Here is a 21,914-nt window from a genome sequence, read left to right on the forward strand (position 1 = left end):
CCAACTCCTTCGGGCTTCGATGAACTGAAGCGCAACCGCTGCCGAAAACCGCATAACTCTTTGTTTACCAAGGAGTTTTCCGTTTCGACTGCGCCGGAAGTGGGGCGAATTATAGACTTCCAGAATCTGCCGTCAACACCTATTTTCACAATTCTGTCATATCGGTCAAAAAGACCCGAAAACACGAAGGCCGGTCCCCCTCTTTAAACAAGGGAACCGGCCTTCTGCCCTTCTACTTACAAACTAGGGAATGCGAACTGCGAGGCTTCATGGCTCGCGCGCTGTGGCCAACGCTGGGTAATCGCCTTGCGACGGGTGTAAAAACGCACACCATCCGGGCCATAAGCATGCAGATCACCGAACAGCGAACGCTTCCAGCCGCCAAAGCTGTGATACGCCACTGGAACCGGTAGCGGAACGTTGACCCCAACCATGCCGACTTCGATCTCGTCGCAGAACAACCGCGCCGCTTCCCCGTCACGGGTAAAGATGCAAGTGCCGTTACCGTACTCGTGATCGTTGATCAGTTGCATCGCCTCTTCCAGGCTGTTGACCCGGACGACGCACAGCACCGGCCCGAAGATCTCTTCTTTATAGATGCGCATCTCTGGCGTGACGTTATCGAACAGGCAGCCACCCAGGAAGAAGCCTTCCTCATGACCGGCCACGCTCAGACCACGACCATCGACGACCAGTGAAGCACCGGAAGAAACGCCGTCTTCTATATAGCCACTGACTTTGTCACGGGCCTGACCGGAAACCAGTGGCCCCATGTCCAGACCACAGGAAGTACCGGCACCGATTTTCAGCGCCTTGATTTGCGGAACCAGTTTGGCCACCAGCGCATCCGCCACCTGATCGCCGACACACACGGCTACCGAGATCGCCATGCAACGCTCGCCGCAGGAACCGTAAGCCGCGCCCATCAGAGCGCTGACTGCGTTATCCAGATCGGCATCCGGCATCAGCACCGCGTGGTTCTTCGCCCCGCCCAATGCCTGGACACGTTTGCCGCGCTTGGTGCCTTCGGCATAGATGTATTCAGCAATCGGTGTCGAGCCAACGAAGCTCAGTGCTTTGACTTCAGGTGCTTCGATCAACGCATCGACCGCAGCCTTATCGCCATGAACCACGCTTAGCACGCCTTTCGGCAGGCCAGCTTCGAGCAGGAGTTGAGCGATCAGCAACGTCGAACTTGGATCACGCTCGGACGGTTTGAGGATGAAGCAGTTGCCGCAGACGATCGCCAGCGGATACATCCACAGCGGCACCATCGCCGGGAAGTTGAACGGAGTGATACCGGCCACTACGCCCAACGGCTGGAAGTCCGACCAGGCATCGATGTTCGGGCCGACGTTGCGGCTGTACTCGCCCTTGAGGATTTCCGGTGCCGCACAGGCGAACTCAACGTTCTCGATACCGCGCTTCAATTCACCTGCGGCGTCTTCCAACGTCTTGCCGTGTTCTTCGCTGATCAATTGAGCGATACGTGCTTCGTTCTGCTCCAGCAATTGCTTGAAGCGAAACATCACCTGAGCGCGTTTTGCCGGTGGCGTGTTGCGCCAGGCCGGAAATGCGGCCTTGGCCGAGTCTATGGCTTTTTGAATGGTTTCACGGCTGGCCAATGGCAACTTGTGGATCGCCTGGCCAGTGGACGGGTTATATACGTCGGCTGTGCGACCGTCTTCGGTCACCAGTTCACCATTGATCAAATGCGGGATGAGGCTCATGCGGGGCTCCTGAAAAGTTGTCCACAGACGCGCATCGCTGCGCGCCCGTTGTTTGTTCTTATATAGAGGGAGGAATCAGTCGATCTTGTTCAGCACTTCGCCGACAGCATCGAACAGACGATCGAGATCCTGCGGCTTGCTGTTGAAGGTTGGGCCGAACTGCAAGGTGTCGCCGCCGAAGCGCACATAGAAGCCAGCCTTCCACAGCGCCATGCCTGCCTCGAACGGACGGACGATGGCATCGCCGTCGCGCGCAGCGATCTGGATCGCACCGGCCAAACCATAGTTACGGATATCAATAACGTTCTTCGACCCTTTCAGACCGTGCAGGGCATTCTCGAAATGCGGCGCGACTTCGGCCACGCTCTGCACCAGGTTTTCCTTTTGCAGCAGGTCGAGTGCTGCCAGGCCAGCAGCGCAGGCCACCGGGTGCGCGGAATAGGTGTAACCGTGCGGAAATTCCACCGCGTATTCCGGCGTCGCCTGGTTCATGAAGGTCTGGTAGATCTCCGAACTCGCAATCACCGCACCCATCGGGATGGCACCGTTGGTAACTTGCTTGGCGATGCACATCAGGTCCGGGGTCACGCCGAAGCTGTCAGCACCGAACATCGAACCGGTACGACCGAAGCCGGTGATGACTTCGTCGAACACCAGCAGGATGTTGTGCTGGTCGCAGATTTCGCGCAGACGCTTGAGGTAACCCTGCGGCGGCACCAGTACACCGGCGGAACCGGCCATTGGCTCGACGAACACCGCTGCGATGTTCGACGCGTCGTGCAGCTCGATCAGTTTGAGCAGCTCATCGGCCAGGGCGATACCGCCCTCTTTCGGCATGCCACGGGAATAGGCATTGCTGGCCAGCAGGGTGTGCGGCAGGTGGTCGACGTCCATCATCGCCTGACCAAAAAGCTTACGGTTGCCGTTAACGCCGCCCAGGCTGGTGCCGGCGATGTTCACGCCGTGGTAGCCACGGGCACGACCGATCATTTTGGTTTTGGTCGACTGACCTTTCAGACGCCAGTAAGCGCGGACCATCTTCACCGCCGTATCGGCGCACTCGGAACCTGAGTCGGTGAAGAACACATGATTCAGATTACCCGGAGTCAGCTCGGTGATTTTCTCGGCGAGCTGGAACGACAGTGGGTGACCGTACTGGAAGCCCGGCGAGTAATCGAGGGTGCCCAACTGTTTGGCCACCGCTTCCTGGATTTCCTTGCGGGTATGCCCGGCGCCGCAGGTCCACAGACCGGACAGCGAGTCATAGATTTTGCGGCCCTTGTCGTCGATCAGGTAACTGCCTTCAGCGGCGACGATCAGGCGCGGGTCACGCTGGAAATTGCGGTTGGCGGTGTACGGCATCCAGTGAGCATCGAGCTTGAGTTGGCTGGCCAGGGAGACCGGAGCGTTTTCAGACAAGTTCATGAGCAAAACCTCGCAGGGCAATAAGCGGCGTGGAGATGAAAAGCGTTCTTGCAGCTAAGTTGCCACGAGGATAAAGTCGGTGAAATCCAACTTTTCTAACCTTCAGTCAGACCATAACTAAACTTTCGAGTAAGAAGCATGAGCAGCCGTCGACCCGATCCACTGGCGCAAGTCAGTGATTTTGATATCCGCCTGTTGCGGATCTTTCGCAGCGTGGTCGAATGCGGCGGCTTCTCCGCAGCGGAAAGTGTGCTCGGTATTGGACGCTCGGCCATCAGCCAGCAAATGAGCGATCTCGAACAACGACTTGGCCTGCGCCTGTGCCAACGTGGTCGTGCCGGGTTCTCGCTGACCGAAGAGGGCCGCGAGGTCTATCAATCCGCATTGCAGCTATTAAGTGCGCTGGAAAGTTTCCGCACCGAGGTCAATGGGCTGCACCAACACCTGCGCGGCGAGTTGACCATTGGCCTGACCGACAACCTCGTCACCCTGCCCCACATGCGCATCACCCACGCACTGGCGCAGTTGAAAGAGCGTGGGCCGGACGTGCAGATTCAGATTCGCATGATCGCGCCCAATGAAGTCGAACAAGGCGTGCTCGACGGGCGCTTGCATGTCGGTGTGGTGCCACAGGCCAGCGCCTTGTCGGGCCTGGAGTATCAGCCGCTGTACAGCGAACGCTCGCTGCTCTACTGCGCGGTCGGTCATCCGCTGTTTTATGTCGACGATAAACAGCTGGACGATGAACGCCTCAATAGCCAGGACGCGATCGCCCCGACCTTCCGTTTACCGGCTGAGATCCAGGCGCATTACCAGGCCCTCAATTGCACCGCCAGCGCTTCGGACCGCGAAGGCATGGCGTTTCTGATTCTGACCGGGCGCTACATCGGTTACCTGCCAGACCATTACGCAAGCCTGTGGGTGCAGCAAGGTCGCTTGCGCGCGCTCAAACCCGGCGCACGCTTTTATGACCTGAGCCTGGCGTCAGTCACACGCAAGGGGCGTCGCCCACATTTGGTGCTGGAAAGTTTCCTGGAGAGCCTGGCGGCGACCCGCTGAAAACCCTGAAAGCCCCCGTTTTAAGGCTTTTATGGCAACAAGGCTTGTCGGATTCCTGTGGGTGCGCTATCAACGCACAGGCGCACCCATTGACCAGCCCGGAAACGTCCATGACCTTTGAAATCCCAGCCCACGCAGGTGCTCATCCCGGCAAACCCGCCAGCCGTATTCGTCAGAAGAACGAAGAGACGATCCTCAAAGCCGCCGAAGTCGAATTCGCTCGTCACGGCTTCAAGGGCACCAGCATGAACACCATCGCGCAAAATGCCGGGCTGCCCAAGGCCAATCTGCATTACTACTTCACCAACAAGCTCGGACTGTACGTTGCCGTGTTGAGCAACATCATTCAGTTGTGGGACAGCACCTTCAACACCCTGACGGCCGACGACGATCCGGCCGAAGCGCTGACCCGTTACATACGCGCCAAGATGGAATTTTCCCGCCGCCAGCCGCAAGCCTCGCGGGTGTTCGCCATGGAAGTCATCAGCGGCGGTGAATGCCTGACCGAGTACTTCAACCAGGATTACCGCGCCTGGTTCCAGGGCCGCGCGAATGTGTTTCAAGCCTGGATCGACGCCGGCAAGATGGACCCCATAGACCCGGTGAACCTGATCTTCCTGCTGTGGGGCAGCACTCAGCATTACGCCGACTTCGCGACTCAAATCTGCCGCGTGAGCGGTCGCACCAAGCTGACCAAACAGGACATGGAAGATGCCGGCGATAACCTGATCCGTATCATTCTTAAAGGCTGCGGCCTCACTCCAGCCATCTAAGACGTTCAGCCATGCCCTTTACCCTCGCCGGCCTTTGCGAATACCGCGAAGAAATTCGTAAAAGCCGCTTTATCGCCCTCGCAGCACCGATCACCAGTGCTGCCGAGGCGCAGGCGTTTATCGAGCAGCACAGCGACCTGAACGCTTCACACAATTGCTGGGCCTGGAAACTCGCCGACCAGTACCGCAGCAGTGACGACGGCGAACCAGGCGGCACTGCTGGCCGACCGATACTCGCGGCGATCGAAGCGCAGGATTGCGATCAGATCGCGGTCGTGGTGATTCGCTGGTACGGCGGCATTCAGCTGGGCACCGGCGGTCTCGCACGGGCCTATGGCGGCAGCGCCAATAAATGCCTGCAAGGTGCCGAACGGATCGCACTGATCAGCCGGGTGCCGATCAGTTGTGCCTGCGGCTTCAGCGAACTGGCGCTGGTCAAACTGCGGGTGGCGGAATTGGGCGGGGTGGTGGTGGAAGAAACTTTTACGGCCAATGGTGTGGAGTTGCAACTGGCCGTCGGTGAGACGCAGATCGATACCTTGCAGCGTCAACTGGCGGATTTGAGTCGCGGGCGGATTTTGTTGCTGCGGTAAAAGGCAAGATCAAAAGATCGCAGCCTGCGGCGGCTCCTACGGGTCGCCGCGAACAAACGTGCTGATGATCACGAGTTCCTCTGTAGGAACTGCCGAAGGCTGCGATCTTTTGGGGCATTGGCGCCATGCCAACATTCCCGACACTTGCCCACAACCGCTGTGCACCCGACTGTGGATAACCTGAGTACACAGCGCTGTACCCCTTCTGCTACGTGGCTTTGCGCCCATTGATCATTTTTCGCCCAATTGCTCATCCACGCCTCCAATTTCACCGCAAAACAATCAGTTAGAGCGGTTTAGCACCATTAGAACAAAGCCTCTTAGTGCTTATGCCCGGGCTTTGGGCTTGCGCACAAATACTGTGGAACAACCTGTGGATAACCCGTTCATGGCTGGCGCAGTCGCATAGCCGGCATAGTCCGCAGCCCGATGATCATTTTTTAACCAGATTACCGAGAGCCAAATCTGAGCTCGATCCCGCACCTCGCTCCGAAGTGGTGCCTGATCGCGAATCAAACTTCTGCATTGGATCGCCCAAGGGTTGGGGTTGGGGTTGGCGATTCAGTCAAGTCTGCTCGCGATGACTGCCGCACAGGCAACACCTGCGCAACACCCCACGCCAATTCAAAGAACAGGAAAACCGCCAGCAGCGAAGTCACGCCATGGACCAGTGCATACACCTGCCACGCGGCAAACAGGAATCGTCCTGCCGCGTCATACCGGCCATACACCTGCTGCGGATCGCGGATGCGCAGCACCGACCAAACACACACGATCGAGCCCATCAAATTCGCCATCAGCACGTGCATGGGTTCGAACGGCGGCAGTTCGCCCGACAGGTTCAAGTTCTGGCTGAGGCTTTGCAGCAAACCGTGCAGCGCGGTAAACGTCCAGGGCGTGACAAATGCGGCGGTGACGATCAGGTCATACCAGGCGCTGCTGCGCACCAGGTTTCGGTATTGCGAAGAGGTCCACATGAATACGGCTCCAATGATTCGAGGAGCAAACAGGCTAAAGCCTGGAGTATGCTCCAGGGTCAAGCCTCCCATGAGTCGAGAAAATGCGCATCGGTGAACTAGCCCTGGCCAGTGCCGTCAGCCGCGATACCTTGCGTTTCTACGAGCAGCGCGGATTGATCGCCGCTCAACGCAGCGCCAACGGCTATCGCGACTATCCCGAGGAAATGGTGCAACTGGTGCTCTACATCAAGACTGCACAACGCCTGGGTTTTACCCTTGGCGAGATCGGCAGCAGCGTCTCCTCGCTGTGGCAGGCACCCGACCCTTCGAGCGCCGTCAGCCAACTGCTGCAAGACAAACTGAACCTGATCGAAACCCGGATCGCCGAGCTCGGTGAGTTACGCCACGAGTTGCAACAACGACTCGGACAACGTTGTCCATTGAATCCATGACCCTCTTTTTACAAGGAAGCCACTCATGTCTACGGTAAAAACCGCACTGATCATCGGCGCCTCTCGCGGCCTGGGCCTGGGGCTGGTGAAAACCCTGCTGGCCGACGGCTGGCAAGTCACCGCCACAGTGCGTAACCCGCAGAACGCCGAGGCGTTGCAGGCACTGGGCAAGGTGCAGATTGAGAAACTCGACATGGATGATCAACAAGCAGTGATCGCCCTCAGCCAACGACTCAAAGGCCAGGTGTTCGACCTGTTGTTCGTCAACGCCGGGGTTAAAGGCCCGGAGGTGCAGACACCTGGCGGCGCAACGCTGGCCGAGGTGGGCCAGTTGTTCTTCACCAACGCCGTGGCGCCAATCAATCTGGCCCAGCGCTTCGTCGGTCAGATTCGCGAAGGCAGCGGCGTATTGGCGTTCATGAGTTCGGTGCTCGGCAGCGTAACCATGCCCGACGCGCCAGAACTGGCGCTGTACAAGGCCAGCAAAGCGGCGCTGAATTCGATGACCAACAGCTTCGTCACGCAGTTGGGCGAACAGACACTTACCGTGCTGTCGCTGCATCCGGGCTGGGTGAAAACCGACATGGGCGGTGAAGGCGCGGATATCGATGTCGACACCAGCACCCGTGGGCTGGTCGATCAGGTGAACGCTTACGCCGGCAAGGGTGGGCATCATTTTGTGAACTACCGGGGCGAGACCATTCCCTGGTAAACACCATAACCCCATGTGGGAGCGGGCTTGCTCGCGAAGAGGCCATCACATTCAGCATCAAAGTTGACCGTCAGTCCGCCTTCGCGAGCAAGCCCGCTCCCACACTGGATCTGTGGCGTACAACCTGAGTAAACTGCGCACTTCGCCCCCGCGGCGACCCTGGATCAGCAGACAGGGCAACACTGAGCTGGCGAACCTGAACCCAACTTTCAGAGGAGCCGGCAAATGCCTGCGACCCGTATCTGGTTAAAAAATCCCCTCGCGATCTTCACTGCCAACGGCCTCGATGCCCGTGGCGGCCTGGTGCTGCAAGACGGTTTGATCGTCGAAGTGCTCGGTGTCGATCAACAACCCGCGACGCCCTGTGGACAAGTCTTCGATGCCCGCGAGCATGTGATCCTGCCGGGGCTGATCAACACCCACCATCACTTCTATCAAACCCTCACCCGCGCCTGGGCGCCGGTGGTCAATCAGCCGCTGTTCCCCTGGCTGAAAACCCTCTACCCGGTCTGGGCTCGACTGACCCCTGAAAAACTCGCGCTGGCGACCAAGGTGGCCTTGGCTGAATTGCTGCTGTCGGGTTGCACCACCGCTGCCGACCACCATTACCTGTTTCCCGAGGGGCTGGAAAACGCCATCGACGTGCAGGTCGAAAGCGTCCGCGAGCTCGGCATGCGCGCCATGTTGACCCGTGGCTCGATGAGCCTCGGCGAAAAGGATGGCGGCCTGCCGCCCCAGCAAACCGTGCAGCAAGGCGAAGTGATTCTCGCCGACAGCCAGCGCCTGATCGCCGAGTACCACGAACGTGGCGACGGTGCGCAAATCCAGATCGCCCTGGCACCCTGCTCGCCGTTCTCGGTCACGCCGGAAATCATGTCGGCCAGCGCCGAACTGGCGAACAAGCTCGACGTGCGCCTGCACACCCACCTGGCCGAAACCCTCGACGAAGAAGACTTCTGCCTGCAACGCTTCGGCCTGCGCACCGTGGATTATCTGGACAGCGTCGGCTGGCTCGGCCCGCGCACCTGGCTCGCGCATGGCATTCACTTCAACCCCGACGAAATCGCCCGCCTCGGCGCGGCGGGCACCGGCATTTGCCATTGCCCAAGTTCGAACATGCGCCTGGCATCGGGCATTTGCCCAACTTTGGAGCTGACGGCTGCCGGTGCACCGCTGGGGCTGGGTGTCGACGGTTCGGCCTCCAACGATGCTTCGAACATGATCCTCGAAACCCGCCAGGCGCTGTACCTGCAACGGCTGCGTTATGGCGCAGAGAAAATCACTCCGGAACTGGTGCTGGGCTGGGCCACCCAAGGTTCGGCGAAACTGTTGGGCCGTAGCGATATCGGCGAACTGGCGGTGGGCAAGCAAGCGGATCTGGCGTTGTTCAAACTCGATGAGCTGCGCTTCTCCGGCAGCCATGACCCGATCTCGGCACTGCTGCTGTGTGGCGCAGACCGTGCGGATCGGGTGATGGTCGGCGGTAAATGGCGAGTGATCGATGGGCAAGTCGAAGGGCTGGATCTGAAAGGTTTGATTGCCGATCACAGTCAGGCGGCACGGCAGTTGATCAGCGGCGTCTGACCTGACGCCATCGTGGGCAAGAGCTAGCCCTTGCCCACGTATGCCGACACCTACGCTTATCGTCAGGAACAGGAGGTGGTTTGATGAACCGGCTGGTCAGGTTTTGCTCATTGTTTCTACGGGCATCTGTAGAATGCTCGCCATCTGCACCTGATGAGAAAAGAATATGTACGACTGGCTGAACGCCCTGCCCAAGGCTGAACTGCACCTGCACCTGGAAGGCTCGCTGGAGCCTGAGTTGCTGTTCGCCCTGGCCGAACGCAACAAGATCGCCCTGCCGTGGAGCGATGTCGAAACCCTGCGCAAGGCTTACGCCTTCAACAACCTGCAAGAGTTCCTGGACCTGTATTACCAGGGCGCCGATGTGTTGCGCACGTCCCAGGATTTCTACGACCTGACCTGGGCCTACCTGTTGCGTTGCAAGGCGCAGAACGTGATTCACACCGAACCGTTCTTCGATCCGCAAACCCATACCGACCGTGGCGTGCCGTTCGAAGTGGTGCTCAACGGTATCGCCAGCGCATTGAAAGATGGTGAGCAGCAATTGGGCATCACCAGCGGTTTGATCCTCAGTTTCCTGCGCCACTTGAGCGAAGACGAAGCCCAGAAAACCCTCGACCAGGCGCTGCCGTTCCGTGATGCGTTTGTCGCCGTCGGCCTGGACAGCTCAGAGATGGGTCACCCGCCGAGCAAGTTCCAGCGCGTGTTCGATCGCGCTCGTCACGAAGGTTTCCTGACCGTTGCTCATGCCGGTGAAGAAGGCCCGCCGGAGTACATTTGGGAGGCCATCGACCTGCTGAAAATCCAGCGTATCGACCATGGCGTACGCGCCATCGAAGACGAACGCCTGATGCAGCGGATCATCGACGAGCAGATCCCGTTGACCGTTTGCCCGCTGTCCAACACCAAACTTCGCGTGTTCGATCACATGTCCCAGCACAACATCCTCGAGATGCTTGAGCGTGGGGTGAAGGTCACAGTGAACTCGGACGACCCGGCGTACTTCGGCGGTTATGTCACCGAGAACTTCCATGCGCTGTATACCCATTTGGGCATGACCCAGGATCAGGCCAAGCGCCTGGCCCAAAACAGCCTGGATGCCAGGCTGGTCAAACCCTAAGATTCACCGCAAAACCAATGTGGGAGCAGCCGGGCGGCGTTCCGTTTGCTCGCGATGAGGCCATAACATTCAATATCAATGTTGAATGTCAGTCCGCCATCGCGAGCAAGCTCGCTCCCACATTGAATCGGTGTTTAACCGACTTGCGCGACCTCGCTCAACTCCTCCAGCGTCTTGCCCCGCGTCTCCATCCCGAACAACCAGACCACGCCCGCGGCAATCGCGAAACACATCGCCCCCAACGCGAACACTCCGCCCTGCCCGGTTATCGGGAATACCAGTCCGGTGACCAATGGCCCGAGCAATGAGCCCACCCGGCCAATCGCCGAGGCAAACCCGGAACCGGTGGCGCGCGCCGACGTGGGGTAGAGCTCCGGGGTGTAGGTGTAGAGCACGGCCCACATGCCGAACAGGAAGAACTGCATCAACAGGCCCGAGCTGATCAACAGGCTGACGTTGCCGCCAAACACCGCGCTCTGCCCATACAGAAATGCCATCACCCCACCACCGAGCAAGGTGATGATGCACACCGGTTTGCGTCCCCAGCGCTCCACCAGCCAGGCCGCCATGAGAAACCCGGGGATCCCGCCGAGGGAAATCAGCACCGTGTAGTACACCGACTGGGTCACGGCAAACCCTGACTGTTGCAGCAACGCGCTGAGCCAGGAAGTCAGGCCATAGAAGCCAAGTAAGGCAAAAAACCAGACACTCCAGATCATCATCGTGCGTTGACGGTACAACGGTGACCAGATTTCATTCAAGGCCGAAAGGAAGTGGCCCGGGCGACTCTCGATCCTCGGTAAACGAATGGGCTCAGGCAGGTCGGAACGACCCAGCGAGCCACGCACCTTATCTTCAATGCGCTGCAAAACCTTGTCCGCTGCAGCGTGATGCCCGGCCTGTTCCAGCCAGCGCGGTGACTCGGGAATGAAGAAGCGGATCGCCAGGACAAACACTGCCGGCACCGCCAGCACCAGGAAGATGTCGCGCCAGCCAATCACCGGTAACAGGAAGTAAGACAGCACGCCCGCCGCGACAAATCCCAGCGGCCAGAAGCCGTCCATCAACGCGATATAACGCCCGCGCCGATTGGCCGGGACCAGTTCGGACAACATCGATTGGGCAATCGGAAACTCCATGCCCATGCCGACCCCCAGAAGAATTCGAAACAGCGTCAGCATCTCGACGGTTTGCGCCGTAGAACAGAGGTAACTGGCGATGCCCCACAACACGATGCTCCACTGGAACACCGGTTTGCGCCCGAAGCGGTCAGCGAGCATGCCGGACAATGACGCGCCGAGCACCATGCCGAAGAAACTCGAACTGGCCAGCAACCCGGCCTGCGCCGTGCTCAAGCCGAACTCGGCTTTGATCGAGCCCAAGAGGAAGGTCATCATTGCCAGGTCCATGGAATCGAAGAAAAACGCCAGGGCAATGATGATGAAAATGATCCGGTGATAACCGCTGATGGGTAGTCGTTCCAGACGTTCTGCCGCGCTATAGCCTTGCGTTTCCATGCCGTATGCCCCCAATTCGATAATCCCCGAATCGAGTGTGCGGGATCGCCTGGGGTGGCTATTGCTGGATACGACCTGGCCACAGCTCTGAGCGACGTCTGAAACCTCTGGCCACAGACGCCGCAAGCGTTGCTAAAGGGCCATTTCCAACTCGACTTCTTTGGCGAACAGATCGATTTCACGCTGGCCGGCCGTGGTGATCTGCAGAACACGCGTGTCGCTGGGCAGATTCAACCAGCCGGACTGCATGAATAGCTGCAATACCGCCGCCCCCAGCGTGCCGCCCAGGTGCGGTCGGTGCTCGCTCCAGTCAGGGCAGGCGCAGGCTACGCGGGAAGTGCTGTGGGCCAACGCCTGAATGAATACGCCGTGGATCGCCAACTGATTGGCGCCTTTGTGGGTCACGATGACGCGCTTGTCCAACTGTTCGATCCAGCCAGCATCCAGCATCCGCTGATACAGATCAGCCGCCAGGCTTCCCCCCAGATGGTCTTCACAGAGCCTGGCCCGCAACAATGACGAAGGCGCCGTTCGCGCTTTCGTCGATGGGCCGGTGCGCTTGAGCAACTCTGGAACCTTGCCTGGCAAGCTGGCCAGAGTGGCGCTGGCCAGCGCTTCAACCGCCGCACCGATTTCGGGAGCCGCAAGCCGGAAAAACCGCTTGCGCCCACGCTCCTCGACTTTCAACAGTCCACCGCTGGTCAAACGCCCCAGGTGCGCATTGGCCGAAGACGGCGACAAGCCAGCCAGCCAGCAATGCCAACTCCTCGGATTGCCGTGCAGTACCGTCCATCAATGCCCACATCATCGCGCTACGCTTCGGGTCTGCCAGCAACGTGGCTATCTGACTGATGCAAGGTGCATGTTCCATGTATTCACTCCCTGTTGAATCATTTGTCTACTGCTCTGGGACATCTTGACCAGTAATGTGCTGCCGGCCAAGGCGTGAAAACCGCCAAAAGCCGGGCGGTGTAACCAACGGATGCGACAAACCTCTTCGAAAACCCCAACCGGGCTCAACGACGATCCGCGCGGCGGCGAACCGCTTTGAACGAGGTTGCGCAACATCACTGACAACGGTGCGACACCAGGCGGGGGTTAGTATAAGCGTGATGATCTTCGGTTCCTGCCCGCCGGAAGCTTTTGGAGGTGATAGTTCCTGCCAGAATTTTCCCTATTTGCGTGCGACTACTCGCCCGCAACGAACATTGTGGGTAATTGTCCCGACAATTCGGCACATCGCGACTTGAGCAGTTCACGCAGCAGGTTCACCGGCTTACTCAATTGAGCGCGATGGGCGCACAGCAAATTCAGCGGTGCGCGCTCGCAGAGCAGCTCCGGCATCAGCACTTTCAAGCGTCCGGCCAAAACATCGCCGGCCACATCCAGCCAGGACTTGTAGGCAATGCCGGCTCCGGCCACCGCCCACAGACGCACCACGTCCGCATCATCACTGAAGCGATCACCGCTGACGGTCAGGCTCACCTCCCGTTTGCCGTCATGAAAACTCCAGTGGTCGTGAACCCGGCTGCCCAGCATGAACAACAGGCAATTGTGCTGGGCCAGTTGCTCCAGCTGGCGCGGCTCGCCATGCCGTGCGAGATATCCCGGTGCAGCACACAACACCCGACGGTTGTCCGGGGCAATCGGCAGCGCCACCAGGCTTGAGTCTTCCGGCTCTCCATAGCGCAGGGCAATGTCCACCGGCTGGCGGAACAAGTCGGCAATCCGATCCCCCAACAACAGGCGCACCGTGAGTTTCGGATGCTCGCGCTGGAACTCATCCAGCCACGGCAGCAGCAAATTGCGGCCGAAGTCCGACGGTGCCGACAGCTGCAACACCCCGCTGACCTGGTCCTGTCCGCTGGCCAGCAAACGTCGCCCTTCATCAAGATTGCTCAGCGCCGCACGGGCATATTCCAGGAAACCTTCACCCTCAGCGGTCAGCCGCAGACTACGTGTCGAACGCGCCAGCAATCGCGCCCCCAATTGCTGTTCGATCCGCTTCAACGCGGCACTGGCCACCGCCGCCGACATATCCATCACCCGCGCCGCCGCAGACAGACTGCCCAGGTCCGCAGCACGCACGAACAACTGCAAGTCATCGAAACGCAGCATCAACCCACCCGCATTATCAAAAAAATATTGAAAGAGACTGCTCTTTTAGCGGGTTTTATCTTCCAGAGAAATAGCCAATTATCCGTGCCATCGAATGACTCTTGAGGAATCCCAAATGAAAGCCATTGCCTACTACCATTCGCTGCCTATCAACGATCCAGAATCGCTGCAAGATATCGAACTGCCCGAGCCGGTTGCAGGCAAACGGGATTTGCTGGTTGAAGTCAAAGCCATCTCGGTCAATCCGGTGGACACCAAGGTTCGCCAGAATGTCTCGCCTGAAGAGGGCGCGGCAAAAGTCCTGGGCTGGGATGTAGCCGGTGTGGTCAAAGCGGTCGGCAGCGACGTCAGCCTGTTCAAGGCTGGTGACAAGGTTTACTACGCAGGCTCCATCGCTCGCGCAGGCGGCAACAGCGAACTGCATGTGGTGGACGAGCGCATTGTCGGCCATATGCCAAAATCCCTGAGCTTCGCCGAAGCCGCCGCGCTACCACTGACCGCGATCACCGCGTGGGAACTGCTGTTCGAACGCCTGCAAGTGCGCGAAGGCAAAACCGATCAAGGTCAAAGCCTGCTGATCGTCGGCGCCGCCGGTGGTGTGGGCTCGATCCTGACTCAACTGGCCAGCCAGCTCACCGCACTGAAAGTCATCGGCACCGCCTCTCGCCCGCAGACCCAAAGCTGGGTGCGCGAACTGGGCGCGGACCTGGTGATCGATCACAGCCAACCGCTGAGCGAAGCACTCAAGCGCGCAGGCCACTCTCAGGTGACGCACGTTGCCAGCCTGACCGAAACCGATCAGCACTTCGAGCAACTGGTCGAAGCCCTCGCGCCCCAAGGCAAACTCGCGCTGATCGATGATCCCAAGGCGCTGGATGTCACCAGGCTCAAACGCAAGAGCCTGTCGCTGCACTGGGAATTCATGTACACCCGCTCGCTGTTCGAAACCGCAGACATGCTCGAACAGCACAAGCTGCTGAACCGGGTAGCCGAGCTGATCGACGCGGGCACGTTGAAAACCACGGTCGGTGAACACTTCGGCACGATCAACGCGGCCAACTTGCGCCGTGCCCATGAACTGCTGGAAAGCGGCAAGTCCAAGGGCAAGATCGTCCTCGAAGGCTTCTAGGATTTTAGATGACGGTGTGTTCCTTTTGCTGTATCAAAAACGGACTACACCGTCAGTCTGAGGAATTGATCCACGTCACGAACTTGATCGAATTCAGGTCTACAATCGAGCCTCCCGCAGCGCAATTTTTTACGTGAGGAAGTCAGTAATGAAGATCCTGATAAAAGAATTGGCAAAGTCCCAGTGGCAGGTCCGCCTGGACAACCACGCGGTGAACTTCCGCAGCGAAGCCGAAGCCCGTGCTTTTACCTCGACCCTCGAGGCCCGATTGCAAGCTCCTCATTACCTCCCCGAACGCCAGCAACGCGCGGCCGGCTGACTCAAGCCACAGCTTGCGCTGCCCGGGCAATTTGCAGCCGACGGGTGAGCATCGCGACGCTCACCACCAAAATTCCGCACAGGCTGATGACCATCGCCATCGGCATCGCCGTGCCGTCATGCAGCACGCCCACCAACGCCGCCGCCCCTGCGGCAACACTGAACTGCAAGCAACCGAGCATTGCCGAGGCACTGCCTGCCCGCGCGCCCTGACCGCTCATGGCGCACGCCGATGCATTGGGGATGATGCAACCCAAGCTTGCAATGCAAATAAACAGTGGGATCAACAACGGCCACAAATGCTCGGTATGCAGTGAACTGACCGCAAGCAATGTCAGGCCCGCCGCCAGATAAATCCATACGGTGCGCGCCAGCAAAAAGGCTGGGCCGCGTTTGGAGAGCAGTCGCGCGTTGAGCTGAGCCACCAGAATGAAGCCCGCCGCATTGGTGCCGAACAGCCAGCCGAAGTGCTCGGCCGGGACACCGTAAAGCTTGATGAACACGAAAGGCGAACCAGCGATGTAGGCAAACATCCCGGCGATGGCGATGCCACCGGTCAAGGCATGGCCGAGGAAAATCCTGTCAGAGAGCAGTCGACCGTACTGGCGCAGAGAACCTGACAGTGGCTGACGCGGCTGGTTCGCCGGCAAGCTTTCCGGCAGGCCCACTGCAACCGCCAGGGCCGACACTGCACTGAACACCGTCAAGGCGATAAAGATCGACTGCCAGCCATGCAGATTGACCAGCAGACCGCCGAGCATTGGAGCAAGAATCGGTGCCAGGCCCATCACCAGCATCAGCTGGGAAAAGACTTTCGCCGACCCCACCGCGTCGCACTTGTCACTGACCACCGCACGGGAAATCACCATCCCGGCGCAGCCGCCCAGAGCCTGAACGAAACGTGCAACGATCAACCACTCAAGGCTCGGCGCAAACGCGCACACCAGCGATGCCAGAGTGAACAGGCTGACGCCCACCAGCAATGGAATGCGTCTGCCGAAGCGATCGGCCACCGGGCCGTAAGCCAATTGGCCAATCGACAGCCCGAGGAAATAGGCTGCCAGGGTCAGCTGAACGTGTTTTTCATCAGTGCCGAAAGCCACCGCCATGGCCGGAAAGGCAGGCAGATAGAAATCAATTGCCAGCGGCCCGAAAGCGCTCAGGGCGCCAAGAATCAGAATGGTACGGAGGTTCATCAGGCGTCCAGTTATGCGTCAGTCGGCAGCCCGACAGTCTAGCCGCGCTTGGACGCCTTGAACATTCCGATAGGTCGCTAACTATTAAAAAGGTTCAGGCCAGCGTCACTTCATAACCTTCTTCGCTGATCAGGTTGATGACTTGATCAGCCGACAGCTCACCGCTCTCGACGCCGACTTCCTTCGCTGCGAGGTCTACCCGAACATTGGCCGCCGGATCCTTGGCTTGCAGCGCTTGGGTAATGGCCCGAACACAGTGACCGCACGACATTCCCTGAACGTTGAATACTTGCATGAGGCAGCTCCTTTGATGAGGTTGAAGCCAGTCTTGAGCTTGCCACCGTGGCAAGGTCAAGTTCTGAAGTGATCTGCCGGGCTGGCAATCATCGTCGCGCTCGGCCAAGCTGCGCCATCAATGACTCAAAAGCAGGAGATGCAGCCATGCGCTGGTCAGCTTTCAGCCTATTCAGCATGCTCAGTCTTTTCGCCGCCGCGCCCTCGGCCAGTGCCGAAGACTACGGTGTGCTGATCATTTCTCGCGAGCGCCTGGAAGTCGCGACCTCGTGCGAGATTGGCGTGTACATCCAGGATCAGTTGTCGGCGCGGCTGTTCCAGGAACAAAGCACCTCGTTCAACTTGCCGTCGGGTAACTACTCCTTGCGGCTCAAACTGCTGCCCGGCCAGGCGCCAGGCTGCAACGCCGGAATGCTGGCCCCCGGCTCGCAGAACATCACGTTGCGCGCCGGTGCCATCCAGAAATTCCGTATCGCCATGAACCAGCAAGGTATCTACCTCAAGCCCGCCGCGCTGGGGTATTGATCCCCCCGCGGTTCCGTAGGAGCAAGGCTTGCCCGCGATGCGGGCAACGCGGTGATTCAGGTCAACCGCGTCATCGTTCATCGCGGGCAAGCCTTGCTCCTACATGGCGCTTGACCTTGCCAGCATGGCAAGGTTGATCCTGTAGGTCATTTCTACAGGGAGTAAGACCGATGTCCGATTCCACCACCTTCGATCTGCCGATATCCGGTATGACCTGCGCCAGCTGCGCCGGACGTGTCGAGCGTGCGTTGAGTAAAGTTGTTGGTGCCAGCAGCGTCAGCGTCAACCTCGCCACCGAGCAAGCTCGCGTCCAGGCCCCTCGCGACAGCTTGCCGGCGCTGATGGAAGCGGTGCAGCAAGCCGGATACAACGTGCCGGCACAAAGCCTCGAATTGAGCATCGGCGGTATGACCTGTGCGTCGTGTGCCGGTCGGGTCGAACGTGCCCTGAATAAAGTCGCCGGGGTGAAAAGCGTCAGCGTCAACCTGGCCAACGAACGCGCGCACCTCGAACTGCTCGGTCAGATCGCCCCTCAAGTATTGATCGGCGCTGTCAGTAAGGCCGGTTATACCGCCAGCGTTTGGCAAGCCGAACAATCCACTAACAACGATCAGCAACAACGTCTGCACCACGAACGCTGGAGCTTGCTGATGGCTATCGTTCTGGCCTTGCCGCTGGTGCTGCCGATGCTGGTGCAGCCGTTCGGCCTGCACTGGATGCTCCCGGCCTGGGCACAGTTTGCGTTGGCGACCCCGGTGCAATTCATCTTCGGTGCACGCTTTTATGTCGCCGCGTGGAAGGCCGTTAGAGCGGGCGCCGGCAACATGGACTTACTGGTGGCCCTGGGCACCAGCGCCGGTTATGGCTTGAGCATTTACCTGTGGGCCACCGTCAGCGCCGGCAGCATGCCGCATCTTTATTTCGAAGCTTCGGCGGTGGTGATCGCGCTGGTGTTGCTGGGGAAGTACCTGGAAAGCCGCGCCAAACGCCAGACCGCCAGCGCCATCCGTGCTCTCGAAGCCTTGCGTCCGGAGCGGGCGATTCAGGTGATCGACGGCCGCGAACAGGACGTCGCCATCAGCGCGTTGCGCCTCGGCGATCTGGTGCTAGTCAAACCCGGCGAACGCTTCCCGGTGGATGGTGAAGTGGTCGAAGGTCAGAGCCACGCCGATGAAGCATTGATCAGCGGCGAAAGCCTGCCAGTCCCGAAACAACCCGGCGACAAGGTCACTGGCGGTGCGATCAACGGCGAAGGTCGGCTGCTGGTTCGGACCCAGGCCCTTGGCGCGGAAACCGTGTTGGCGCGAATCATCCGTCTGGTGGAAGATGCCCAGGCCGGCAAGGCGCCGATTCAAAAGCTTGTGGATAAAGTCAGCCAGGTGTTCGTACCCGTCGTGTTGCTTTTAGCGCTGGCAACCTTGATCGGCTGGTGGCTGTATGGCGTGCCGCTGGAAACGGCGGTGATCAACGCGGTCGCGGTACTGGTGATCGCCTGCCCTTGCGCACTCGGCCTGGCAACACCGACCGCGATCATGGCTGGCACCGGCGTGGCCGCGCGTCACGGGATTCTGATCAAGGACGCCGAAGCACTGGAGCGCGCCCATGAAGTCAGCGTGGTAGTTTTCGACAAGACCGGCACGCTGACTTCCGGCACGCCACGTATCGCTCACTTGCGCGCCATCGATGGTAACGAAGCGACCCTGCTGCAACAGGCCGGTGCCCTGCAACGTGGCAGCGAACACCCACTGGCCAAAGCCGTGCTGGACGCCTGCGCCGAGCGCGGCTTGCCGGTGGCCGATGTCAGCGCCAGCCAATCACTGACCGGTCGTGGCATTGCCGGCACGCTTGAGGGTCGTCAGTTGGCGTTGGGTAATCGCCGTCTGCTGGAAGAAACCGGCTTGAACGCCGGCCCCTTGGCCGACTCCGCCAACGCCTGGGAAGCCGAGGGTCGAACGTTGTCCTGGCTGATCGAACATAGCCCGGAGCCGCGGGTGCTCGGCCTGTTCGCCTTCGGCGATACCCTCAAGCCCGGCGCGTTGCAAACCATCAAAGCACTCAACGGGCAACACATCGGCAGCCACCTGCTGACCGGCGACAACCGTGGCAGTGCCCGGGTGGTCGCCGAGGCGTTGGGCATCAGCAACGTTCACGCCGAAGTGCTGCCCGCCGAAAAAGCTTCGACCGTCACTGAACTGAAGAAAACCGGTGTGGTGGCGATGGTTGGCGACGGCATCAACGACGCTCCGGCGCTGGCGGCGGCGGATATCGGCATCGCCATGGGCGGCGGCACCGACGTTGCGATGCACGCGGCCGGGATCACCTTGATGCGCGGCGACCCTCGCTTGGTGCCGGCGGCGCTGGAGATCAGCCGCAAGACCTACGCGAAGATCCGCCAGAATCTGTTCTGGGCCTTCGTCTACAACCTGATCGGGATTCCGCTGGCAGCGTTCGGCTTGCTCAACCCGGTTCTGGCCGGCGCGGCGATGGCCTTGTCCAGCGTCAGCGTGGTAAGTAATGCTTTACTGCTCAAAACCTGGAAGCCGAAAGACCTGGAGGACGTTGAATGAACATCGGCCAAGCAGCCAGACACAGCGGCCTGAGCGCCAAGATGATTCGTTATTACGAATCGATCGGCCTGCTCAAGGCAGCGCATCGTACCGACAGCGGCTACCGCATCTATGGTGACGACGACCTGCACAGCCTGGCGTTCATCAAGCGTTCACGCGATCTCGGGTTTTCTCTGGAGGAGGTTGGCAAACTGCTGACCCTCTGGCAGGACCGTCAACGGGCCAGCGCCGACGTCAAGGCACTGGCTCGCCAGCACATCGATGAGCTGAACCAGAAAATCCGCGAGCTCGGCCAGTTGCGAGACACCTTGGAGGATCTGGTGGAGCATTGTCAGGGCGATCACCGTCCGGACTGCCCGATTCTCAAGGAGCTGGCGTCGGGCTGCTGCGCCGAGCCCGCCCGCCCCTGATCGCCAGTACCTTCAGCACCAACAGGGTGCCGAGGGGAATCCCATGAAACAGCAGCACTACCGCGCCGGGCGCCCACACGTTATAGAACGGCGCGGCAATCAACATGCCGACGCCGAACCCGGTCATTTGCAGCAGGGTCAGAAAGCTGAAAATCGGCAGGCGCAAGCTGTCCGGTTCACGCTGCAAGCGCGACATCAGCCCGACTTCAGAAAACCCGTCGCCCACTCCCGCCGGCAACGCAAACAGCAGCAAGCCGTAGAGGCTCTGTTGCTGGAACATCAGAATGAAGCCGCTGGACATCAGCAACACGCCAAAGAAAAACCGTCGCTCCAGGTTTGAGTTCTCCGACCCCGGCAAGCGGCTGGCCAGCCGCGCCCCGATCAACTTGCCGCACGCCCACACCGCCAACATCAGGCCCAGGGTGGTGCTGGCCGATTCAGGCGTCAGCAGTTTGGAAATGATCGGGAAACCCACGTTGTGCGCGGCACTGCCGAGGGTGTCGGCCATCGCCAACGCGAGCATCGCGGCGATGATCGGTGAGCTGCGCAGGCCTTGGCGCAGCGCGGTCCATTCGCCACGCTTGTGGGTTGGCTCGATACTGGGTGCAGGTCTGGAAAACCGCAACGGCACAATGAATAGCGCCGCCACCAGATAAGTGACCACGTTCAGCGCAAACACCGTCTCAAAACCGAAACCTGCCACCAACAGCCCGGAAACCAGACTCCCGCCAACCATCGCCGCGGACGAAGCCGAAGTGATCCAGGCATTGGTCTTGAGCAGTTGCTCCCCAGCGATCATGTGCGGCAACTGACTGTTGAGGCCGATGGCGAACATCGAGTTGCCAAACCCCAGACCGAAAGCGATCACCGGTAATAGCAGCGCTTGCTGCGATACAGGCAGCACCAGCAATAGGCCTAACAGCCCGGCACGCAGCAGATCAAAGGCTATCAGCGGTAAGCGCCCGACCCAACGGCGATAAAACGTCGTGCCGATCAAACTGGCAAAAATCCCACCGGCCACCCGACTGGCGAGAAAGATCCCGACGCTCATGGCGCTGTTGCTGAGCAGGTAAACATAAGTGGCCAGCGCCACCATATTGAGGAAGGCGCCGAAGTCCGAGACCAGGCGCACAGCGATGATCAGTCGGGCGTTGCGGCTGGATTGGTGGGGCGTGGGGTCGGAGTTCACAATCATCCTTGACCGAGAGCTGCCTTGGGTGTCGTGCAGTTAACGCGATTTTCGGCCCCGCGAATAGCAGTGGTGTTCTGTGAGGAGTCGGCTGCCTGATCTGACCTCATCGCGGGCAAGCCTTGCTCCTACAGGAGCGGCGTAAAATCTGTAGGAGCAAGGCTGTTGTGGTCGAATATTTTTGGACCATGATGTAGGAGCGTCGATTTAAGGAAGCATCATGGGATATCGGGTTGTTACGTCT

General features: G+C 59.7%; 21 protein-coding genes and 1 pseudogene. 13 read left to right on the forward strand and 9 right to left on the reverse strand.

The annotated features are described in order from the left end of the window. The coding region (locus ACIPIN_RS27400) for a hypothetical protein (protein WP_401124349.1) at positions 1 to 207 on the forward strand (207 nt) is incomplete at its 5' end. Positions 208 to 236: 29 nt separating this feature from the next. Here ACIPIN_RS27400 and ACIPIN_RS27405 read toward each other — a convergent pair. Then, positions 237 to 1,730 (reverse strand): CoA-acylating methylmalonate-semialdehyde dehydrogenase, encoded by a 1,494-nt coding sequence (locus tag ACIPIN_RS27405; RefSeq protein ID WP_401124352.1) that lies wholly within the window; start codon positions 1,728 to 1,730, stop codon positions 237 to 239. 75 nt (positions 1,731 to 1,805) lie between these two features. Then, the gene (locus tag ACIPIN_RS27410; protein WP_401124355.1) at positions 1,806 to 3,155 is read right to left on the reverse strand and encodes an aspartate aminotransferase family protein; all 1,350 of its coding nucleotides are present in this window, start codon (positions 3,153 to 3,155) and stop codon (positions 1,806 to 1,808) included. 138 nt (positions 3,156 to 3,293) lie between these two features. Between ACIPIN_RS27410 and ACIPIN_RS27415 the strand changes: the two genes are divergently transcribed. The 3 genes from ACIPIN_RS27415 (at position 3,294) to ACIPIN_RS27425 (ending at position 5,580) form a co-directional block, all read left to right on the forward strand. Then, on the forward strand, positions 3,294 to 4,214 hold the full coding sequence (locus ACIPIN_RS27415; RefSeq protein WP_401124358.1) for a LysR family transcriptional regulator: 921 nt from the start codon (positions 3,294 to 3,296) through the stop codon (positions 4,212 to 4,214). A gap of 110 nt (positions 4,215 to 4,324) precedes the next feature. Next, the gene (locus ACIPIN_RS27420; protein WP_401124359.1) at positions 4,325 to 4,987 is read left to right on the forward strand and encodes a TetR/AcrR family transcriptional regulator; all 663 of its coding nucleotides are present in this window, start codon (positions 4,325 to 4,327) and stop codon (positions 4,985 to 4,987) included. A gap of 11 nt (positions 4,988 to 4,998) precedes the next feature. Continuing rightward, positions 4,999 to 5,580, forward strand: coding sequence for an IMPACT family protein (locus ACIPIN_RS27425; RefSeq protein ID WP_401124362.1), 582 nt, complete (start codon positions 4,999 to 5,001; stop codon positions 5,578 to 5,580). Between the two features lie 512 nt (positions 5,581 to 6,092). Here ACIPIN_RS27425 and ACIPIN_RS27430 read toward each other — a convergent pair. After that, positions 6,093 to 6,557, reverse strand: a complete 465-nt coding sequence (locus tag ACIPIN_RS27430) for a hypothetical protein (protein ID WP_401124363.1) — start codon at positions 6,555 to 6,557, stop codon at positions 6,093 to 6,095. A gap of 83 nt (positions 6,558 to 6,640) precedes the next feature. On the opposite strand from ACIPIN_RS27430, the gene ACIPIN_RS27435 reads away from it, so the two are divergent. From ACIPIN_RS27435 to ACIPIN_RS27450, 4 genes are all read left to right on the forward strand, one after another. After that, the gene (locus ACIPIN_RS27435; RefSeq protein WP_123427526.1) at positions 6,641 to 6,991 is read left to right on the forward strand and encodes a MerR family transcriptional regulator; all 351 of its coding nucleotides are present in this window, start codon (positions 6,641 to 6,643) and stop codon (positions 6,989 to 6,991) included. A 25-nt stretch (positions 6,992 to 7,016) separates the two neighbouring features. Beyond that, positions 7,017 to 7,703 (forward strand): SDR family oxidoreductase, encoded by a 687-nt coding sequence (locus ACIPIN_RS27440; RefSeq protein WP_401124367.1) that lies wholly within the window; start codon positions 7,017 to 7,019, stop codon positions 7,701 to 7,703. A 225-nt stretch (positions 7,704 to 7,928) separates the two neighbouring features. Beyond that, positions 7,929 to 9,287 carry an 8-oxoguanine deaminase gene (locus tag ACIPIN_RS27445; RefSeq protein WP_401124369.1) on the forward strand — a complete coding sequence of 453 codons (1,359 nt, stop codon included), beginning with the start codon at positions 7,929 to 7,931 and terminating at the stop codon, positions 9,285 to 9,287. A 166-nt stretch (positions 9,288 to 9,453) separates the two neighbouring features. Continuing rightward, the gene (locus tag ACIPIN_RS27450; protein ID WP_401124371.1) at positions 9,454 to 10,407 is read left to right on the forward strand and encodes an adenosine deaminase; all 954 of its coding nucleotides are present in this window, start codon (positions 9,454 to 9,456) and stop codon (positions 10,405 to 10,407) included. A gap of 134 nt (positions 10,408 to 10,541) precedes the next feature. On the opposite strand, the gene ACIPIN_RS27455 is transcribed toward ACIPIN_RS27450, so the two are convergent. The 3 genes and pseudogenes from ACIPIN_RS27455 to ACIPIN_RS27465 all read right to left on the reverse strand — a co-directional run bounded on the left by ACIPIN_RS27455 (position 10,542) and on the right by ACIPIN_RS27465 (position 14,042). Then, entirely contained in the window at positions 10,542 to 11,924 is a 1,383-nt protein-coding gene (locus ACIPIN_RS27455) for an MFS transporter (RefSeq protein ID WP_401124373.1), read from the reverse strand. A gap of 132 nt (positions 11,925 to 12,056) precedes the next feature. Beyond that, a pseudogene (locus tag ACIPIN_RS27460) lies at positions 12,057 to 12,795 on the reverse strand (ArsR/SmtB family transcription factor). 317 nt (positions 12,796 to 13,112) lie between these two features. Then, positions 13,113 to 14,042, reverse strand: a complete 930-nt coding sequence (locus tag ACIPIN_RS27465) for a LysR family transcriptional regulator (protein WP_401124375.1) — start codon at positions 14,040 to 14,042, stop codon at positions 13,113 to 13,115. 115 nt (positions 14,043 to 14,157) lie between these two features. On the opposite strand from ACIPIN_RS27465, the gene ACIPIN_RS27470 reads away from it, so the two are divergent. Together ACIPIN_RS27470 and ACIPIN_RS27475 are read left to right on the forward strand one after the other, a co-directional pair. Then, complete coding sequence (locus ACIPIN_RS27470) at positions 14,158 to 15,171, forward strand: zinc-binding alcohol dehydrogenase family protein (RefSeq protein WP_401124377.1); 1,014 nt, start codon at positions 14,158 to 14,160, stop codon at positions 15,169 to 15,171. 148 nt (positions 15,172 to 15,319) lie between these two features. Continuing rightward, positions 15,320 to 15,490 carry a hypothetical protein gene (locus ACIPIN_RS27475; protein ID WP_401124379.1) on the forward strand — a complete coding sequence of 57 codons (171 nt, stop codon included), beginning with the start codon at positions 15,320 to 15,322 and terminating at the stop codon, positions 15,488 to 15,490. 1 nt (position 15,491) lies between these two features. Here ACIPIN_RS27475 and ACIPIN_RS27480 read toward each other — a convergent pair whose 3' ends face one another. Then, positions 15,492 to 16,685, reverse strand: a complete 1,194-nt coding sequence (locus ACIPIN_RS27480; protein ID WP_401124381.1) for a multidrug effflux MFS transporter — start codon at positions 16,683 to 16,685, stop codon at positions 15,492 to 15,494. A 94-nt stretch (positions 16,686 to 16,779) separates the two neighbouring features. Beyond that, on the reverse strand, positions 16,780 to 16,980 hold the full coding sequence (locus ACIPIN_RS27485) for a heavy-metal-associated domain-containing protein (protein ID WP_401124383.1): 201 nt from the start codon (positions 16,978 to 16,980) through the stop codon (positions 16,780 to 16,782). A gap of 146 nt (positions 16,981 to 17,126) precedes the next feature. Between ACIPIN_RS27485 and ACIPIN_RS27490 the strand changes: the two genes are divergently transcribed. The 3 genes from ACIPIN_RS27490 to cueR all read left to right on the forward strand — a co-directional run bounded on the left by ACIPIN_RS27490 (position 17,127) and on the right by cueR (position 20,481). After that, positions 17,127 to 17,504 carry a hypothetical protein gene (locus ACIPIN_RS27490; RefSeq protein WP_401124385.1) on the forward strand — a complete coding sequence of 126 codons (378 nt, stop codon included), beginning with the start codon at positions 17,127 to 17,129 and terminating at the stop codon, positions 17,502 to 17,504. 170 nt (positions 17,505 to 17,674) lie between these two features. Then, entirely contained in the window at positions 17,675 to 20,071 is a 2,397-nt protein-coding gene (locus ACIPIN_RS27495; protein ID WP_401124388.1) for a heavy metal translocating P-type ATPase, read from the forward strand. Beyond that, complete coding sequence (gene cueR, locus ACIPIN_RS27500; RefSeq protein WP_401124390.1) at positions 20,068 to 20,481, forward strand: Cu(I)-responsive transcriptional regulator; 414 nt, start codon at positions 20,068 to 20,070, stop codon at positions 20,479 to 20,481. Before ACIPIN_RS27495 ends, cueR begins: the two co-directional genes overlap by 4 nt. Here the strand turns inward: cueR and ACIPIN_RS27505 are convergent. Beyond that, complete coding sequence (locus ACIPIN_RS27505) at positions 20,435 to 21,670, reverse strand: MFS transporter (protein WP_401124392.1); 1,236 nt, start codon at positions 21,668 to 21,670, stop codon at positions 20,435 to 20,437. The genes cueR and ACIPIN_RS27505 overlap by 47 nt on opposite strands. Between the last annotated feature and the right edge of the window lie 244 nt (positions 21,671 to 21,914).

Source organism: Pseudomonas sp. NPDC087697, from assembly GCF_044743155.1.
Taxonomy (GTDB): domain Bacteria; phylum Pseudomonadota; class Gammaproteobacteria; order Pseudomonadales; family Pseudomonadaceae; genus Aquipseudomonas.

Coding starts and splice junctions, on each gene's coding strand:
- ACIPIN_RS27405 (WP_401124352.1), bottom strand. CDS start 1,730: ATGAGCCTCATCCCGCATTTGATCAATGGTGAACTGGTGACCGAAGAC.
- ACIPIN_RS27410 (WP_401124355.1), bottom strand. CDS start 3,155: ATGAACTTGTCTGAAAACGCTCCGGTCTCCCTGGCCAGCCAACTCAAG.
- ACIPIN_RS27415 (WP_401124358.1), top strand. CDS start 3,294: ATGAGCAGCCGTCGACCCGATCCACTGGCGCAAGTCAGTGATTTTGAT.
- ACIPIN_RS27420 (WP_401124359.1), top strand. CDS start 4,325: ATGACCTTTGAAATCCCAGCCCACGCAGGTGCTCATCCCGGCAAACCC.
- ACIPIN_RS27425 (WP_401124362.1), top strand. CDS start 4,999: ATGCCCTTTACCCTCGCCGGCCTTTGCGAATACCGCGAAGAAATTCGT.
- ACIPIN_RS27430 (WP_401124363.1), bottom strand. CDS start 6,557: ATGTGGACCTCTTCGCAATACCGAAACCTGGTGCGCAGCAGCGCCTGG.
- ACIPIN_RS27435 (WP_123427526.1), top strand. CDS start 6,641: ATGCGCATCGGTGAACTAGCCCTGGCCAGTGCCGTCAGCCGCGATACC.
- ACIPIN_RS27440 (WP_401124367.1), top strand. CDS start 7,017: ATGTCTACGGTAAAAACCGCACTGATCATCGGCGCCTCTCGCGGCCTG.
- ACIPIN_RS27445 (WP_401124369.1), top strand. CDS start 7,929: ATGCCTGCGACCCGTATCTGGTTAAAAAATCCCCTCGCGATCTTCACT.
- ACIPIN_RS27450 (WP_401124371.1), top strand. CDS start 9,454: ATGTACGACTGGCTGAACGCCCTGCCCAAGGCTGAACTGCACCTGCAC.
- ACIPIN_RS27455 (WP_401124373.1), bottom strand. CDS start 11,924: ATGGAAACGCAAGGCTATAGCGCGGCAGAACGTCTGGAACGACTACCC.
- ACIPIN_RS27465 (WP_401124375.1), bottom strand. CDS start 14,042: ATGCTGCGTTTCGATGACTTGCAGTTGTTCGTGCGTGCTGCGGACCTG.
- ACIPIN_RS27470 (WP_401124377.1), top strand. CDS start 14,158: ATGAAAGCCATTGCCTACTACCATTCGCTGCCTATCAACGATCCAGAA.
- ACIPIN_RS27475 (WP_401124379.1), top strand. CDS start 15,320: ATGAAGATCCTGATAAAAGAATTGGCAAAGTCCCAGTGGCAGGTCCGC.
- ACIPIN_RS27480 (WP_401124381.1), bottom strand. CDS start 16,685: ATGAACCTCCGTACCATTCTGATTCTTGGCGCCCTGAGCGCTTTCGGG.
- ACIPIN_RS27485 (WP_401124383.1), bottom strand. CDS start 16,980: ATGCAAGTATTCAACGTTCAGGGAATGTCGTGCGGTCACTGTGTTCGG.
- ACIPIN_RS27490 (WP_401124385.1), top strand. CDS start 17,127: ATGCGCTGGTCAGCTTTCAGCCTATTCAGCATGCTCAGTCTTTTCGCC.
- ACIPIN_RS27495 (WP_401124388.1), top strand. CDS start 17,675: ATGTCCGATTCCACCACCTTCGATCTGCCGATATCCGGTATGACCTGC.
- cueR (WP_401124390.1), top strand. CDS start 20,068: ATGAACATCGGCCAAGCAGCCAGACACAGCGGCCTGAGCGCCAAGATG.